At 52.9% G+C, this 16,350-nt stretch carries 14 protein-coding genes and 1 pseudogene; 1 reads left to right on the top strand and 14 read right to left on the bottom strand.

Annotation, left to right across the window (positions count from 1 at the left end; translation table 11 throughout):
* Positions 1-86: 86 nt before the first annotated feature.
* A pseudogene (locus D7024_RS09265) lies at positions 87-398 on the bottom strand (heavy metal-binding domain-containing protein).
* Positions 399-694: 296 nt separating this feature from the next.
* Here D7024_RS09265 and gap point away from each other — a divergent pair.
* Positions 695-1,702: a type I glyceraldehyde-3-phosphate dehydrogenase gene (gene gap, locus D7024_RS09260; RefSeq protein WP_121452531.1), complete on the top strand. Its 1,008-nt coding sequence runs from the start codon at positions 695-697 to the stop codon at positions 1,700-1,702.
* A gap of 83 nt (positions 1,703-1,785) precedes the next feature.
* Here the strand turns inward: gap and D7024_RS09255 are convergent, their stop codons facing one another.
* The 13 genes from D7024_RS09255 to D7024_RS09195 form a co-directional block, all read right to left on the bottom strand.
* Positions 1,786-2,709, bottom strand: coding sequence for a methylenetetrahydrofolate reductase (locus D7024_RS09255; RefSeq protein ID WP_121451534.1), 924 nt, complete (start codon positions 2,707-2,709; stop codon positions 1,786-1,788).
* The gene (locus D7024_RS09250) at positions 2,706-3,377 is read right to left on the bottom strand and encodes a methylenetetrahydrofolate reductase C-terminal domain-containing protein (RefSeq protein ID WP_121451533.1); all 672 of its coding nucleotides are present in this window, start codon (positions 3,375-3,377) and stop codon (positions 2,706-2,708) included. The genes D7024_RS09255 and D7024_RS09250 overlap by 4 nt, the downstream gene beginning before the upstream one ends.
* Positions 3,374-3,823 (bottom strand): hydrogenase iron-sulfur subunit, encoded by a 450-nt coding sequence (locus D7024_RS09245; protein ID WP_121451532.1) that lies wholly within the window; start codon positions 3,821-3,823, stop codon positions 3,374-3,376. Before D7024_RS09245 ends, D7024_RS09250 begins: the two co-directional genes overlap by 4 nt.
* Before the next feature lie 3 nt (positions 3,824-3,826).
* Positions 3,827-6,832, bottom strand: coding sequence for a CoB--CoM heterodisulfide reductase iron-sulfur subunit A family protein (locus D7024_RS09240; protein ID WP_121451531.1), 3,006 nt, complete (start codon positions 6,830-6,832; stop codon positions 3,827-3,829).
* A gap of 108 nt (positions 6,833-6,940) precedes the next feature.
* Entirely contained in the window at positions 6,941-8,164 is a 1,224-nt protein-coding gene (locus tag D7024_RS09235) for a (Fe-S)-binding protein (protein ID WP_121451530.1), read from the bottom strand.
* Between the two features lie 114 nt (positions 8,165-8,278).
* Positions 8,279-9,118, bottom strand: coding sequence for an FAD/NAD(P)-binding protein (locus D7024_RS09230; RefSeq protein WP_121451529.1), 840 nt, complete (start codon positions 9,116-9,118; stop codon positions 8,279-8,281).
* Complete coding sequence (locus D7024_RS09225; protein ID WP_121452530.1) at positions 9,115-10,137, bottom strand: 4Fe-4S dicluster domain-containing protein; 1,023 nt, start codon at positions 10,135-10,137, stop codon at positions 9,115-9,117. Before D7024_RS09225 ends, D7024_RS09230 begins: the two co-directional genes overlap by 4 nt.
* A 7-nt stretch (positions 10,138-10,144) precedes the next feature.
* On the bottom strand, positions 10,145-11,107 hold the full coding sequence (locus D7024_RS09220) for a 4Fe-4S dicluster domain-containing protein (RefSeq protein ID WP_121451528.1): 963 nt from the start codon (positions 11,105-11,107) through the stop codon (positions 10,145-10,147).
* Positions 11,108-11,293: 186 nt separating this feature from the next.
* Positions 11,294-11,746: a hydrogenase iron-sulfur subunit gene (locus D7024_RS15180; RefSeq protein ID WP_165859323.1), complete on the bottom strand. Its 453-nt coding sequence runs from the start codon at positions 11,744-11,746 to the stop codon at positions 11,294-11,296.
* 80 nt (positions 11,747-11,826) lie between these two features.
* Positions 11,827-12,720, bottom strand: a complete 894-nt coding sequence (locus D7024_RS09210) for a CoB--CoM heterodisulfide reductase iron-sulfur subunit B family protein (RefSeq protein WP_121451527.1) — start codon at positions 12,718-12,720, stop codon at positions 11,827-11,829.
* Positions 12,721-12,723: 3 nt separating this feature from the next.
* Positions 12,724-13,296: a 4Fe-4S dicluster domain-containing protein gene (locus tag D7024_RS09205; protein ID WP_121451526.1), complete on the bottom strand. Its 573-nt coding sequence runs from the start codon at positions 13,294-13,296 to the stop codon at positions 12,724-12,726.
* A gap of 17 nt (positions 13,297-13,313) precedes the next feature.
* Positions 13,314-15,323: a CoB--CoM heterodisulfide reductase iron-sulfur subunit A family protein gene (locus D7024_RS09200; protein WP_121451525.1), complete on the bottom strand. Its 2,010-nt coding sequence runs from the start codon at positions 15,321-15,323 to the stop codon at positions 13,314-13,316.
* A 209-nt stretch (positions 15,324-15,532) separates the two neighbouring features.
* On the bottom strand, positions 15,533-16,327 hold the full coding sequence (locus D7024_RS09195; protein WP_121451524.1) for a methyltetrahydrofolate cobalamin methyltransferase: 795 nt from the start codon (positions 16,325-16,327) through the stop codon (positions 15,533-15,535).
* Between the last annotated feature and the right edge of the window lie 23 nt (positions 16,328-16,350).

The raw sequence follows: 16,350 nt of genomic DNA, 5'->3' as shown, positions 1-16,350 counted from the left end.
TTTAAAAAACCATAGCGCTCAATCTTTCTAGCCAAGCACAAAGCTAATAATATTTTAGCACATCTTACTAATCATCGCTAACTTTTTTAAGCAACTTGGACGGTTGTATCACTGGCGGTGACCATGAGCATGCCTTCCCGGATTACTTCATAATCAAGGTCAATACCGACCACCGCGTTGGCCTCTAAGCGGCGGGCCTGGTGGCCATTTTCTCCAGGACAATCTGGCGGGCCTGGGAGAGTTTGGCCTCATAAGCGCCGGAACGCCCGCCCACAATATCGGTAATGGCAGCAAACAAATTCCGCACTATATTGGCACCCATGATTGCCTCTCCGGCCAGGATACCCAGATAAGCTAAAATTTTTTCCTTCCACGTTTGGAGTGGTGGTTAAAATCATATGGCAGACCTCCTCATTAAAGGGCATACAAATAAAGCAATGCCCGTGTTAATTTAATTTTTTTGCATATTAATATTCGCTATAAGATACCCTTTATCCTTTCATCAAACGGAAAGTGCACGCAATATATCAATTTTAAGGAAAATTGACGGGTAATTCTGGATTCCGGACTAACTATTGCCCGTAAAGAGCAGGTTATGTTATTTTAATTTTTGCCAGGTGTATTTTTTACAGCATGCAATCTGGTGGGATTGGAAAAAATAAACCCTGTATATCCTGAAAAAGGAGTGATCAAAATGACGGTAAGATTGGGTATTAACGGTTTTGGGCGCATCGGGCGTAATGTTTTCCGGGCTGCTCTGAACCATCCGGAGTTAGAAGTAGTAGCCGTTAATGACCTTACCGATGCCGGTACACTGGCCCATTTGCTTAAATATGATTCCGTGCATGGGATTTGCCGGGGCGAGGTGGAAACAGTTGATGACGGTTTTATGGTTAATGGCAAGAAAGTAAAAGTGCTGGCGGAGAAGGATCCCGGTAAACTGCCCTGGGGCGAACTGGGAGTGGATATTGTGGTGGAATCCACCGGTCGTTTTACCGCCCGGGAAGATGCCGCCAAGCACCTGGAAGGTGGAGCGAAAAAGGTGTTGATCAGCGCTCCCGCCAAAAATGAAGATATTACCATTGTCATGGGCGTAAATCAGGATAAATATGATCCCGCCCAGCATCATGTGATTTCTTGTGCTTCCTGCACCACCAATTGCCTGGCTCCCGTGGCCAAGGTACTGCACAAGCGGTTTGGTATTGTCCGCGGTTTGATGACTACCGTTCATTCCTATACCAACGACCAGCAGATCCTGGATTTACCCCATAAGGACCTGCGTCGTGCCCGGGCAGCGGCTCTGTCCATTATTCCTACCACCACTGGTGCCGCCAAAGCAGTGGCTCTGGTTTTACCCGAATTAAAGGGCAAGCTTAACGGCATGGCCATGCGTGTGCCAACGCCCAACGTTTCCGTGGTGGACCTGGTGGCCGAGCTGGCCCGGCCTACGAGCAAGGAAGAAATCAATGCCGTTTTAAAGGAAGCGGCCCAAGGCGAACTTAAAGGAATCATGGACTATTGCGAAGTGCCCCTGGTTTCCCGGGATTTCAATGGCAACCCCCATTCGTCAATTGTAGACGCCCTCTCCACCATGGTCATCGATGGTGTTCTGGTTAAAGTGGTGGCCTGGTATGATAACGAGTGGGGCTATTCCAACCGGGTGGTTGATACTGCTCTCTATTTATCCCGGCAGGGTTTGTAAGTTAGTATTTTCCCTGGAACGACAGGCTTTTCCGGTGAAACAATAAAGAACCCCCGCTCATTATGCGGGGGTTTAGTTTTCTCTTATTCCACTTTGGGCCGCGGGAAAAGACCGGACCGTTCCACGATTTCCGGCACCACTTCTTCCCAGGCAATGGCCATGATGTGTACGCCGTGTACGCCGGGAATGTTGCGAATATGCTTGATTTGCTCGATGCAGATCTCAATTCCTTCCCGCTTAGGATCTTCTGCTTTTTTCAGCCTTTCCACGACATCATCGGGTACAATCATGCCCGAGACGCTGGTTTGCAGGTATTTTGCCGCCCGCCAGCTTTTCAGTGGGGTGACCCCGGCCAGGATGTGTACCCGTTCGTGAATGCCCCTCTCCCGGACCATTTCCATGAAGCGCTCAAAACGCTCCATATCAAAAATACATTGGGTCTGGATAAACTCCGCCCCGGCCTCCACTTTTTTCTCCAGCCGGGCCACCCGGAACTCAAAGGGATCCGCAAAGGGGTTGGCCACCGCTCCAATGAAGAAGCGGGGTTCATGCTCTTTGATGGGTTCGCCGGAGAAGAAAAGCTTTTCATCCCGCATGCGGCGCATCAAATAGATTAGTTGTATGGAGTCAATATCGTAGACGTTTTTAGCTGAGGGTTCGTTGCCAAACTTCTGATGGTCGCCCGACAAGCAGAGCAGGTTCCGGACCCCCAGGCTGTAGGCACCTAGCAAATCGCTTTGGATGGCAATGCGGTTTCTGTCCCGGCAGGTCATTTGCACAATTGGTTCCAGGCCGCAATCAAGGATATGCACGGCGGAAGCAATGCTGGAGAGCCGTACGATGGCCGTCTGGCAATCGGTAATATTGGTTGCATCCACGTAGTCCTTCAACATGTGGGCATGGTGGCGGATACCATGGGCGGACGCATGCTTGGGCGGCCCGATTTCCGCAGTCACCGCAAAGTGGCCGCTGTCAAGGAGCTTTTGCAGTTTGCTTTCTGTTTTCACCCGATCATCACATCCTCCCTGATGGCTTTACGCGGCCCTCCGTCACGGGACTTGGACCAATCCTTGGGTGGTTGAATTTCAAGCAATTTGTCCAGCTTGCCCAGAACTTTCATGCGGTCGTAGATCAGTTGCCAGGCACAGTCCACATCCTTGCTGATCTCGCACTTGCCGTACTGGGAGCCGCCACAGGGACCGTTTAAGATGCTCTTGGAGCAGCGGATAATGGGGCAGATACCGCCGGTGCGGTGGAGGATGCAGTCGCCGCAAAGACCGCACCTTTCTTCCCACACGCCGTGGGCCGTGGAACCACCCACAAACATGGTGTTCTGGGCAGGTACCACCCACTTGTCATGAAACCGCTCGGCGATGTACTGTACGCCCACTCCACAGGCAAGGGAAACTACGGCATCGACGTCTTTAACCAGATTTTCCAGGGCCTCAATGTATTCCGGGTCGCACTGCCTGGTGGCGGTATAGGTAACTGTTTCCAGTGGGTTGCCCTGTAACCGGCGCATGATGCGCAGGGATGAAGCCAAAACTTCGGTTTCTTTCTCGCCCCCCGACAGACAGACGGTAACACAACCGGCACAGCCAACCAGGAGGACCTTTTTGCAGTCGGCAATCATTGCGGCAATATCTTTAATTGGCTTTTGTTGTGCTATGATCATGCCACGTCACCTTCTTTCTCCGTGGTCCCTGCACTTTGTTTTTTAAGGGGACTGGGGCCCAGACGGCGGATACGTTCGCTCATCTCGTTGGCTATTTCCGCAAAACGGGGTCCCATGGCCGCCGAAAGGTTGTACATTTCCAGGCGTTCGCCACCCACTCCAATTTCATCGAGCAGTTTTTTAACCGCATTTACCCGCTTTTTGGCGCGATAGTTTCCTTTTTGGAAGTGACAGTCGCCTTCCATGCAGCCGGCAACAAACACGCCGTCGGCGCCATCTTCAAAGGCCTGCAGGAGCACCCGGTGATCGATGGTGCCCGAGCAGGGCATTTCGACAATGCGAATGTTTGGAGAATATTGCAGTCGCATCGAACCTGCCAGGTCCGCTGCGGAGTAGGCTCAGTAGTGGCAACAAAATGCTACGATTTTAGGCTCAAATTCCCCCACTGGTTACACCTCCCTGAATAAAGCTTTGCTCATGGACATTTGCATATGGTCTTTATAACCCTGGAGGGTGATGGCCTTGTTGGGGCATTCTCCGGCGCAGGTGCCGCAGCCCTGGCAGAGTAATGGTTCAATCTCGGCAGCGTAATTTCTAATTTTAGGCGCATTGTAGGGACAGAGCCTTACACACGTCAGACAGGCGGCGCATTTATCTTGTTGCACCACCGCTACCACACCGTGGGATTCCAGGTGGTCTTTCCCGAGAATGGTAGATGCCCTACCCGCCGCTGCTTTGGCCTGGGCAATGTTTTCCTCCAGGTTTTTCGGTCCATGGGCCAAACCGGCCATGAAAATACCCTCAGAAGTGAAGTCCACCGGCCGTAACTTCATGTGGGCTTCCAGGAAGAAGCCGTCTTCGTTCAAAGGCACTTTAAAGAGCTGGCTCAGCTGGCGGTTGCTTTCAGGAGCCACGATGGCCGCCGCCAGTCCGATTACATCGGCCTCAATGACTACCGGTACACCCAGGACGTGGTCGGTTACGGTAACCTTAAGCGAGCTGTCTCCCTTTTCAACCAGCGGCTTGTTTTCAAGATTGTAACGGATGAAGAACACGCCCTTGCGGCGAGCTTCCTGGTAATAGTCCTCCAGGAAACCATAGGTACGGATGTCCCGGTAGAGCACGAATACGTTGGCTGCGGGATTCTTTTCCTTAAGCTTTAAGGCCAGCTTGACGGACTTGCCGCAGCATACCCGGCTGCAGTAGGGGCGCTCGGGTTCCCGGGAGCCGACGCACTGGATGAGCACAAATGTCTTGGCGTTCTCAATGCGCGGGTCTCCCGCTGCCAGGGCTTCTTCCAGCTCCAGCTGGGTAAATACCCGGTCACTTTCGTCATAAAGATATTCCGTGGGTTTATATTCCACACCGCCCGTGGCGATAATAGCCACGCCATGTTGCAGTTCCTTGCCGTTTGTCAGGGTGGTGACGAAATTGCCCACATAACCGGCCACGGCTTGAACTTCTGTGCCTGCGTGAACCTCGATGTTGGGGTGGGACATTACTTTGGCCACAAGATCGTTTAAGAAGGCAGGAACCTCCTCACCCTTTAACCCGTGCCTGATGCGCCGGGCCACTCCGCCCAATTGCTGCTCTTTTTCCACCAGGTGTACCCGGTAACCCAAATCGGCCAATGAAAGGGTACTGGTCATACCCGATACGCCGCCGCCAATGACCAGGGCGGCTTTGGTCACGCCGGCCGCGACCTGGGGAATCGGCTCCAGGAGGGCAGCCTTGGCTACCACCATTTTTACCAGGTCCTTGGCTTTTTCCGTGGCCTTATCAGGTTCATGCATGTGTACCCAGGAGCACTGGTCACGGATGTTGGCCATTTCAAACAGTGCCCGGTTTAATCCGGCTTCCCGGACGGTTTCCTGGAAAAGGGGCTTGTGGGTTCGCGGACTGCACGAGGCAACCACCACCCGGTTCAGGCCGTATTCTTCAATGATCTGTTTGATGGCTGCCTGGCTGTCCTGGGAGCACGCATAGAGATATTCGCCGGCATAAACCACGTTGGGCAGATTCTTGGCCATTTCCACCACTTCGGGCACATTGACCACACTGCCAATGTTCACACCGCAGTGGCAGACAAAGACACCAATACGCGGTGTCTGCCCGCTGACGTCCTTTTCCGGCGGAAATTCCTTTTCCTTCACCAGGGTACCACGGGCTTCCGCCAGGAGGCTGGCCGAAGCGCCGGCGGCAGCACTGGCCTGCATCACCGTTTCCGGGATGTCTTTGGGTGCGCTGAAGGCGCCGGCTACGAAAATACCCGGTTTATTTGTCCCTACACCGGTAAGGGGGGCGGGTTCCGCAAATCCGTACTTGTTCAGTGTAAGCCCCAGCTTCCGGCACAATTCCATGGCGCCCGGGGAGGGTTCAAGGCCAACGGACAGTACAACCAGATCAAACTCCTCTTCACAGATGGTGCCGTTTTCCTCGGCATAGCGAATGCGCAAATTTTTGCTTTCGTCTTCCACTTCCGAAATTTCATAAACCCGTGAACGGATGAACCTAACCCCTTGTTCGTCCTTGGCCCGGTTGTAGTACTTCTCAAAACCCTTGCCATAGGTGCGCATGTCCATGTAAAAGATAGTGGTTTCCAGGGGCTCTTTGCTGTGTTCCCTGGCGATGACCGCTTCCTTGATGGCATACATGCAGCACACCGAGGAGCAGTAACCGTGGTCTATCCGGCAGTTACGGGACCCCACGCACTGAATCCAGGCAATGCGCCGGGGTTCTTTTTTGTCATAGGGTCTGACCAGATGTCCCTGGAAGGGACCGGAAGCGCTTAGAATCCGTTCAAATTCCAAACTGGTCAAAACATTGGGATATTTACCGTAACCATAATAGGTCAGTTGGGAGGGGTCAAATTTCTGAAATCCCGGGCAGAGGACCACGGCCCCCACATTCAGCTCAATGGTTTCCTCTTCCATGGAATGGTCTATGGCGCCGGCCTGACAGGCTTCCTCGCAGGCACCGCACTCGATGCAGTTTTCCTTATCAATGATATAGGCATTGGGAAAGGCCTGGGCGTAAGGTTTATAAATGGCCTTGCGCTCCCTGATCCCCTGGTCGAACTCCGAAGGGACATCAATGGGGCAGGCCTCGGCGCAGTCGCCACATCCCTTACATTTATCCACATCGACGTATCGGGGGCGTTGACGGATGATTACGGTAAAATTCCCCGGTTCGCCCTGCACGTCCACCACGTCGGCGCAGGTGTAGGTTTTGATATTCAGGTGACGGCCGCATTCCACCAGCTTGGGGGAAAGGATGCACATGGAACAGTCGTTGGTGGGAAAGGTTTTATCCAGCATGGGCATGGTGCCGCCAATGGCCGGAGAACTTTCCACCAGGTAGACCAAATAGCCCGATTCGGCAAGATCCAGGGAGGCCTGGATGCCGGCGATACCCGCTCCCACCACCAGTACCGACCCTGCTTTGTTAACGCTCATTGAACATCACATCCGTCCTTTCGAAAATGGAGGTGGTAATACTCACCCCTGCAGGCCGGCCCAGGGGTTAACTTTGCCGGGGGCAGAGGTAGGTGTATTCGGCGTGGTCTAAACTTTGGGCTTTTTTTCGGGCATAATCAAGGCTCTTTCAACAATGCTACAGATATGTTCCATCTTCATGCCCAGCTTGTAATGTTTGTTGAGGTCGTTGAACTGGTCCATGCAGTTGTGGCAGGGAATAGCCACAATTTTAGCTCCTGTGGCCAAAAGCTGGTCCACTTTGCGCTTGCCCTTGATTAAGCGCTGTTCGGTATATTCAGGCATGGCCAGGGCACCGCCTCCGGCACCGCAGCAATAATTCCACCTGCCGTTGGGAAACATTTCCCGGAAGTCCATTACTGCAGCCTTTAATACCCGGCGCTGCGGTTCTACTACCCCTTCCTTGCGCACCAGGTTGCAGGGATCATGGAGAGTGACCGGTTCGGGGTTCTTGGTGGGGTCCAGCTTAATCCGCCCTTGCTGGATCCACTCGTCCAGGACCTCCAGAATGCTGCGGATGGGGAACTGCGGTCCCTTCCAGAAGGTGCGGTAACCCCAGCGTACAGAACGGAAGGCGTGGCCGCATTCGGTAACAACCAATTCCTTGGCCTTTAGCCGTACCACTTCCTGAAGCATTGGTTCAGTGATTTTCCAGAAATCTTCGTCCTTACCACTGAAAAGGGCCAAGTTGGTAGCATCCCACTTTTGGGAGCTCAAGGTATAATTGGCACCGGCGGCATAGAAAATCTTCAGGATGTTTTGCAATTCGTTGGGGTAATACTTCACCTCCCGGGCGTTGAAGCCAAAGAGGAAGTCGGCTCCCTCCACATCAATAGGAATGTGATAATCAGGATCACCCAGTTCAGCCTGCAGTTCTTCCTGGAGCCACTCCAGTGTTTCCATGTATTCATCGGGCTGTACATCCATCTGGTTGCCGGACCTGATGGTGTCGTCAACTACCTTTTGGAGGAAACCGGGTGAATCGGTGCGGAAATTGCCGCGAATGGCCCTGGTAACGGCGGCAATATTTACGCACATGGGACACTCCACGGTGCACCGTTCACACATGGTGCAGTACCAGATAAAGGGGTCTTTTAAAAGTTCCTCCCGCATGCCCAGGATTACTTTGCGCAGCATTTTGCGGGGATCGTTATCCGGGTGCAGGTCGGAGAAGGCACAGCCAGCGGTACACATACCGCAGGCTAAACAGTTGGCAAAGTCCAAACTTTTCATCTTTTCCGCTAACTCGTCCCGAAAAGTGGGATCCAGTTCAGCGGCCACGATGGCATTCATTTGGGAATCCTCCCCTCTAGGGCTTTTTGATTGACCATCCCACATACACAACCCTGCGGCCTTGCGCCGGTCTTACCTTTAAGCCGGCGCAAGCCGGGGGTTGTTTTTATCTTTTTAGTATTCGTTAGGCAACTGGTTAAGTTGTGCCCGGGTAAAGACCGGACCATCTTTACAGACGTATTTATTGCCCACGTTACACCGACCGCACATGCCGATGCCGCATTTCATGCGGTTTTCCAGGGACATGATGATCCGCTCGGAGGGAAAGCCCAGTTCCTCGAGCACCGGCATGGTGAACTTAATCATCACCGGTGGGCCGCAAATTACCGCGTACGCATTTTCCGCGCTGGGAGCTACTTCCTTGGTTACTGCCGGTACAAAACCCACCCGGCCGCTCCATCCTTCTACCGGGCGGTCAATGGTGCAGACCAGATTAATGTCCGAACGCTTTTCCCATTCGGCCAGCTCGTCCTTGTAGAGCAAGAGGCCAGGATTCCGGGCGCCATAAATTACCGTCAGTTCTCCGTAGTCTCCCCTGTGGTCGGGATGGAGAATGTAGGTAATCAGCGATCTTAATGTGGTGAAGGCAAAGCCACCGCCAATTACTACCAGGTTCTTGCCCTTAAACTCCTCTATGGGATAGTTGTTTCCCAGCGGTCCCCGCACACCCAGGATGGTGCCTTCAGGGAGTTGGTGTAGGGTTGTGGTCACCACACCTACTTTGGCCACCGAGAACTTCAGGTGCCCGGGTTCTGTGGGCGAAGAGGCAATGCCGAAGGGAGCTTCACCTACACCAAATACGGATACCTCGGCAAATTGGCCGGGTAAATATTGGAATGACTTCTCGTCTTCTTCATTTAGGAACTCCAGGGTAAAGGTATGAATAAGCTTATCTTCGGTTTCCACAAAGTTTTTAACCAGCCGCATGGGAAGTGGAAGATAGGGGTTTTTCATTGCTTATCAGACCTCACTTCCGAACCCTGGATCTCCGCTAACACTTCCCGGATGTCCAGATTAACAGGGCAGTTTATAATGCACCTGCCGCAGCCTACACAGGCTATGGCGTTAAAATTGTCCACGAAGTACTTGAATTTATGCATGACCCGTTGCCGGAACCGTTCCTTACCCGTCGGACGGGGGTTGTGGCCGGAACCGTGAAGGGTAAAGAGCGGGAACATGCAGGCATCCCAATTGCGTATCCGGCAGCCTTCGTTCCCCTCAGCCTCGTCTACGATGTCAAAGCAGTGGCACGTGGGACAGGTGTAAGTACAGGCGGCACACCCCAGGCACTTCTCATGGATCAGGTCCCAGATGGGGTCATAGAAAATAACATCCAACTTGGACTTTAGCCCTTCCAGATTAACTTGGGTAGAGAGCGCCGCACCTTCCTTCACTATTCGGGCGGCTTCCTGCGCCTCCTGGTTGGCGGCGGGCAGCTCCATTCCGGAAAGCAATTCTCGACCCCTGTCCGTCAGCACCTCCACCACGTATCGGTCACCGATGTCCACCAGCAAGAGGTCCAGGCCTTCGGTGGCAAAAGGACCCCCGCCCAGGGAAGTGCAAAAGCAGGTGGCTGCCGGTTGATTACACCCAAGACCTACCAGTACGGTATTGTTTCTTCTTATCAGGTAGTAAGGATCATGATATTTGTCACTGTTAAAGACGCCGTCCAGAAGGAGAAAGCTTTTGGCGTCGCAGGGCCTTAAGCCAACGATAATTTTTTTGCTTTCATCAATTTGTTCTGTTAATTGAACGCCATCGTTTTCACAGCGATAGCAGAAGAGTTTTTCCGAACGTGGAAAGAGAACTTCTTTGGGGGGAACCTTGGAGTTGGTATAATTCAAGGTTGCCTGGTCGCCAGAGTTAATTTTTTTAAAGCAGAAATAGTCATCCTCTTTTACAGGGGCATATACCTGATAAACCTGTATTAACTGATTGAGCCAATCGGTAAACTGGCCTTTATTTACAAGCAACACTCTCTCACCTCCCGTCTTGATTACAAGTGGCCGGGCTTGTTGTATTAATTGGTGCAGCTAGCGGAGGTTTTTGATCCAAGCTGACCCCGGCGGTATAACCAAACAGCTCCTGAACATCCTTCACCATTTTGCGGGTTAAGGTGCGCAAATCAATGCCCATGGGGCAGGCACGGTCGCATGCTCCACAGTCCACGCAGCGCCCGGCCAGGTGAAGTGCCCTTACGGCCTGGAAGAAGACGTTATCCTGAACATTCAGGGATGACTTGCTAAGCCACTGGGGCATAGAGCAATCGACAAAGCATTCTTCGCAGAAGCACATGGGGCAGGCCTGCCGGCAGGCATAGCATCGAATACAACGGGACAGTTCCTGCATGAGATATGCCCGCTTTTCCGCCGGTGCTTTTGTTTCAAAGTTTGCTACGTCGGCAAAACATTCGGTTTCTTTCACCGGAACTGGTTCGCCCATCATGATGTCGAACAACACCGGGTTGGGGTGTTGGCAGGTTAAACAGGTATCGTAAAGCAATTGTTCAAGGGGAACAGTTTCGTTAAATTCTTTTCCTTTTAATACGACCTGGCCGTCCCTTACTTCTGCTTCCAGCAGCTCCTTTCCTGCCAGCAAGTGGGTTACTTTCTTGCGGTCAATCATGCCCCGGCAAGGTACACCAATAACCACCAGTTTATCGCGGTCGATCTGGTTTTCTTTTATAAGCTCTACTATGGAGCGGCTATCACAACCCTTAGCTACCACGGCCACCTTTTCTGGCCTCTTGCGGAGGTAGTTAGCCAGGTTGTTTTCACAGCCGTAACCCCAGACCAGCTTTTGTGCCTCCTCTGGTTGGCGAACAAAGCAGGGGGTATTGCGCAAAGGGAGGCTCCCCTCTGCAAAACCCACCACTAGTTCAACTTCCCTGTTTTGCAGAAGCTTTTGTGCCGTTTCTTGAATTGCCCTGGTTAATTCGCTCATTTTATAACACCCCGCCTTCTCGACCCGACCTTTATTGGGACTCGGTTCCTTGACCGAGGTAAGTACTCCGTTTGCCTCTAGATTTCCTTTCCATGGCTTTAATCTTCCCTCCTGCATTAAGGAGCTTTGGGCGAGACTGACAACTTGTTTGTAGGTGCCTTTCCTTAGCCCTTACAAAGGATCTTGTTAAACCACGGTTCCTTCATTCCCTTTCTCCTGGCCATCCGTGACACGCAACGGGTTGGGACCCAACTCCTGTAGCTGAGTAGTGAAATCTCTTACCGTCTCGGCAAACTTGGCCCCTTCCGAAGCGGAAATCCAGGCCAACCGGAGCCGCTCCCGCTCAATTCCCAGTGAATCTAAAAGCCGCTGGGTGATCTTGGTGCGCCGTTCAGCATTATAATTGCCACTACCATAGTGGCAGTCTCCGGGATGTCACCCGCCTACCAGCACGCCGTCAGCGCCGGCAAAAAGGGCCTTCAGTATAAATAACGGAGAAACCCTTCCAGAGCAGGGCACCCTGATGATCGTCACATTCGGGGGGTACTGGAACCTGAGAGACCCGGCAAGGTCTGCACCTGCGTAACTGCACCAGTTACATAAAAAGGCAATAATTTTTGGTTCAAACTCTGTCCGCATTACCATTTTTCACTCCTTTCACTACCCAAAGAAAGCCAGAGAGCTGAGAAAAGTTAACAGTTAAAGGCCAAGATGGTCTTTTATAATCCTTCCAAAATCCTGTTTACAACGCGTCTTACATCCGTTTTCGCCAGACCGGTAACCCGCTCCGGATCGGCTCCCAGGCATAACGCCAGGACCTGCATGATGTGGAGGACAGGAATCTCGAAATTAATCTTCTTGCCGCTACGCAGGAGTTCCTGGGCTGTGTCGAACTGGATCAAGCAGGAACTGCAACCGGTCACGATCAGGTCGGGATTAACCTCGTTTTTCATGGAGATAAGCTTTTTCTCAACAAGCTTTAAGGATTTTTCCATGTCGGTGCTCCGCATAGCACCCATACCACAACAGTCGATTAAGCGGGTATAATGACCAACTGTAGCGCCCAAGGCCTCACACATTTCCTTAAGCACCTTGGGGTGGAAGGGATCTTCTTCCTTATCATAGTAAACTTTGCTTGGCCAGAGGGTGTGGCAGCCGGGCTGAAGGGCCACTGTAAGGCCGTCGAGTTTATGTTTAACGGCCTCTTTAATCTTGTCAGGCCCAAGCTCATGGTATAGATAATAGAAAGCGAGCCTGACATTGCTGGTTCCCTTATATTCCCTGCCAATATCCTTAAGAATCTCGTTGACCTGGGCCTTTATCTCCGGGTGGGTATCCATCTTGTACTTTGATTCAGCCAGGCTACCGTAACAGCTGCCGCACACGGTGACTATATCCAGGCCTTTTTCCTCAGCTATGGTGTGGTTTCTAGCTCCTACGGCACACCAGCCCACCACGTCTACGGAGGGCATCGTCCCCCAACTGGGACAACATGACTGTCCTTCAAGGTTGTCCAGTTCAATCCCGAGTGCCGGGAACGCATACCGTACCGCCTGCTCTAAATCCGGTCTATTAAACGCCGTGTTGCAGCCGACAAAAAAACCTACCTTCATTGGCTACACCTCACAAGTTTCCTTTACGCCGGACTCGTCCATGGGGATAATTCCCAGGTCGGCCAGGGCTGTTTTTCGTATGACCGCCTGCAGCTCTTTCAAAGCTTCCGGGTTCGCGACCGTGGAAGGCGGCTTTTCCGGCAGACCAACTTTTGCCCGCGTGTTTCCGGCTCCCGCCAGATAAACGGCATGGCCGGTATCGTAAAGGGACTTAAGACCTTCAATGGAAAGGGTAGGCAGGGCAAACTCCCTTATCGCCACTCGCCGCATGGCTTGAATGATCTCAAAGGGGTTAACCTCCCGCGGACATACTTCGGTGCAGCGATTGCAGGACTGACAGGCCCAAATGGATGAATCGTCCAGCAGTGCGTCACGCAACCCCAGGAAAATCGCTTGAATAATCCGCTTGTTGAAAAAGGGAAAGCCAGCCAGCACCATAGGGCAGGCGGCGGCGCATTTGGCGCACTGGATGCATTCCATCAATTCCTCGCCGCCTAACTCTTTTATTTCATTAGCTAGACTGGAATCGCCTTCAGAGAGGTTGATTACCCCCGTTGCTACTTGATCGCTAGACACTCGTACCACCCCCGAACTCAGCAGGCTAAAGCTTTAATTTGTGCGTGGATCTGGGCGTTGGTGAAGCCGTGCAACGTGATGACTCCCGACGGGCAAGCCGCTGCACATACGCCGCAGCCGGCACACAGGGCTTCGTCAATTTTGGACCGCAGCCTTCCTTTATCCTCCACCAGGCTGATGGCCGAGTACGGACACAGTTGCACGCAAGTACCGCAGCCGGTGCACTTCCTCTGGTTCACTTCCGAAATCAGCGGCTCCACAATTACCTTTCCTAAGGTGAGGGGTACTGCGGCCGCTGAAGAAGCAGCCCGTGCTTGTGACACCGATTCGGGAATGTCTTTGGGGCCCTGTGTACACCCGGCGATGTAAATACCCTTCACTGACGTTTCTACCGGATAGAGCTTGGTGTGCAACTCCTTCATGAAACCTTCGCTGCCGCATGTGATACCCAGCTTCCGGCCAAGTTCTTCGAGGTCCGGAGCAGGCTCGATAGCCGTGGCCAGGACCACCAGGTCGGCCTCCAATTCTACGGGCGCACCCAGGTCAACGTCGTAGGCGCGCACCCTTAACCTATCGCCTGGCAACTCGTCTACCGCCCCGACACGGCCGCGAAGCATCTTGATGCCAAGATCACGGCAGTAGTTGTAGTACTCCTCGAAGTCTTTACCGCCGGTTCGCACGTCAATAAAGAAAATGTAAATATCAATGTGAGGGTACTTCTCCTTGATCAACCGGGCTTCCTTGAGCATGTACATGCAGCAGACCTTGGAGCAATAGGTATGGTATCTCTTATCCCGGCTGCCAACACAAGAGATGAAGGCGATGGTTTTGGGCTTTTCACCGTCCGACGGGCGTTTCAATTGGCCTTCCGTGGGACCGGTTGCCGACAGGATACGCTCAAGTTGCATGGCCGTGATAACGTTGGGTGATTGCGGCGAATACTCTTTGAACGGCGCTTTGTCCATCACCTTGTAACCGGCAGCCACGATGATGGTGCCCACGTTGAGCTCGACGATCTCGCCTTCGGGGTTATACGCCCTTGAACGGTCACACGCACCGGTTTTGCATGCTTTCTCACACGGGGCAAGGATGGGCTCGCCAGTCTTGGAATGGGTCCTCGGCTGGGTACCGATAATACGTTTCGCGCAGTTAAGGCAGTGCTCAATATCTACAACCGCCCGTTTCGGTACTGCCTGCGGAAACTCAATATAAATAGCCTTGCGGTTATCCATGCCCTCATTGAACTCGTTGGGCACCTTGGCCGGGCAGGCATTCACGCAATCGCCGCATCCAGTACACTTATCCCAGTCAATATACGTCTGTTTCTTTCTTACCTTCACTTTGAAGTTGCCGACGGATCCTTCGACGGATTCCACTTCGGAGTAAGTTAGAAGTTCAATATTCGGATGGGTTCCCACCTGCACCATGATGGGAGTTAGGATACAGGCTGAACAGTCATTGGTGGGGAAAGTCTTATCGAGCTTGGCCATGTTGCCCCCAACGGAGGGGCTTTTCTCCACCAGGTAGACCTTATAGCCCATATTGGCCAGATCGAGCGCGGCAAACATTCCGGCGACGCCACCGCCAACGACCAGCGATGCACGCGTTACTTCCACAAATCTGTCCTCCAGCGGCTCCAGGAAAGCGGCCTTCGCTACGGCGCTGGCAACCAGTTTCTTTGCTTTTGCGGTGGCTCTCTCCTTGTCTTGCCAATGTGGCCAGCTATCCTGGTCACGGATGTTCGCCATTTCGAGGAGGTACTTGTTGAGCCCCCCGTCCTCCACCGCCTTGCGGAAGATCGGTTCGTGTGTGCGGGGAGTACAGGCTGCCACCACCACCCGGTCAATGAGGCCGTTCTTAATATCCTGCTTGATTAATTCCTGGCCCGGATCCGAACACATGAAAAGATAGTTCCGTGCAAGGACTACCCCGGGGAGCTTCTCGGCGTATTTTCTCACCTCTTCCACATTCACAGCACCGGCGATATTCTCGCCACAATGGCAGATGTAGACGCCAATCCTAGGCACTATATCCCCTCCCGAAAAGAACAAAATAAAGAGCGTGTTGCGACTTTTGTTTTAGATTACCTTCAGCTCGTGTAGCCCTTGTGAATGCCAGTTAATATAATTCGTCCATAGACCTTGCAAATCCTGCAATTGTCCTTAAAAATTTTTGAAAACAAACCAAGGGGAAAACGGCCTGCGAGCGACCGCTTTCCCCTTTTGAGGCCGTGCCCTTACCGCTGTCTGAAGGTCTTTAAGAAGGAGTCGCAATAAATGTCCTTATTCAGGAGGATGTTGGCGCCAGCCACGGCATCCAGCAATTCCTGGTCTTCCAGGTCGGCGATAGCCGAATCCAATCCCACAGCCATGCACATAATCAGGAAGGTCCGGTTGAGCAGGTGACGGTTGGTGCAGCGCTGGGAGGTGTTGCTCAGGCCCAGGGTGGTCCGGGGCGGCGGATCGGCCAGAGTCTTGATCTGGCGGATGGCTTCCAGTACCTCGGGTCCGTGGTCCTGGGCCACGTTACAGGGCAGCATCAGGGGATCAATATACAGGTCTTCCATGGGGATGCCATGGGCGTCGGCATTAACCACAATTTCCATGGCCAGGGCTACCCGGTCGGCCGCACTCTTGGGTACGCCCTTTTCATTCATGGCCAGACCAATGATGGCGGCATTATATTTCTTGGCCATGGGGAAATAAATGTCCATCTTCCACTGGTCGGCACTGGTAGAGTTGATCATGGCCTTGCCCTTGTGTACGGCCAACCCGGCCTCGATGGCTTCCGGGTTGGTTGAGTCAATGCAGCAGGGCAGAGGCACGGTTTCCTGGGCAACCTTCACCAGCCACTCCATTACCGCCGGCTGGTCCTTGGGGTCCACGGTGGGGCCGGTGTTAATGTCCAGGTAAGCGGCGCAGTTTTCATACTGGCGTTTGGCCCAATAACGGATGGGTTCCGGGTCTTTGTTTAAAATGGCTTCCCGGATATCCTTAAACATACCATTGATCCGCTCGCCAATGAGGATCATATTTTTGACACCTTCCTTTTATT

Origin of the sequence: Desulfofundulus salinus, assembly GCF_003627965.1 — a bacterium.
Lineage (GTDB): Bacteria > Bacillota > Desulfotomaculia > Desulfotomaculales > Desulfovirgulaceae > Desulfofundulus > Desulfofundulus salinus.
The sequence above is the reverse complement of the archived record's forward strand: the minus strand, read 5'-3'. Positions and strand labels throughout refer to the sequence as shown.

What these genes read in the sequence shown, in the direction of transcription:
- D7024_RS09195 (WP_121451524.1), bottom strand. Translation starts at nt 16,327, where the DNA reads ATGATCCTCATTGGCGAGCGGATCAATGGTATGTTTAAGGATATCCGG.
- D7024_RS09210 (WP_121451527.1), bottom strand. Translation starts at nt 12,720, where the DNA reads ATGAAGGTAGGTTTTTTTGTCGGCTGCAACACGGCGTTTAATAGACCG.
- D7024_RS09240 (WP_121451531.1), bottom strand. Translation starts at nt 6,832, where the DNA reads ATGAGCGTTAACAAAGCAGGGTCGGTACTGGTGGTGGGAGCGGGTATC.
- D7024_RS09250 (WP_121451533.1), bottom strand. Translation starts at nt 3,377, where the DNA reads ATGATCATAGCACAACAAAAGCCAATTAAAGATATTGCCGCAATGATT.
- gap (WP_121452531.1), top strand. Translation starts at nt 695, where the DNA reads ATGACGGTAAGATTGGGTATTAACGGTTTTGGGCGCATCGGGCGTAAT.
- D7024_RS09220 (WP_121451528.1), bottom strand. Translation starts at nt 11,107, where the DNA reads ATGAGCGAATTAACCAGGGCAATTCAAGAAACGGCACAAAAGCTTCTG.
- D7024_RS09235 (WP_121451530.1), bottom strand. Translation starts at nt 8,164, where the DNA reads ATGAATGCCATCGTGGCCGCTGAACTGGATCCCACTTTTCGGGACGAG.
- D7024_RS09230 (WP_121451529.1), bottom strand. Translation starts at nt 9,118, where the DNA reads ATGAAAAACCCCTATCTTCCACTTCCCATGCGGCTGGTTAAAAACTTT.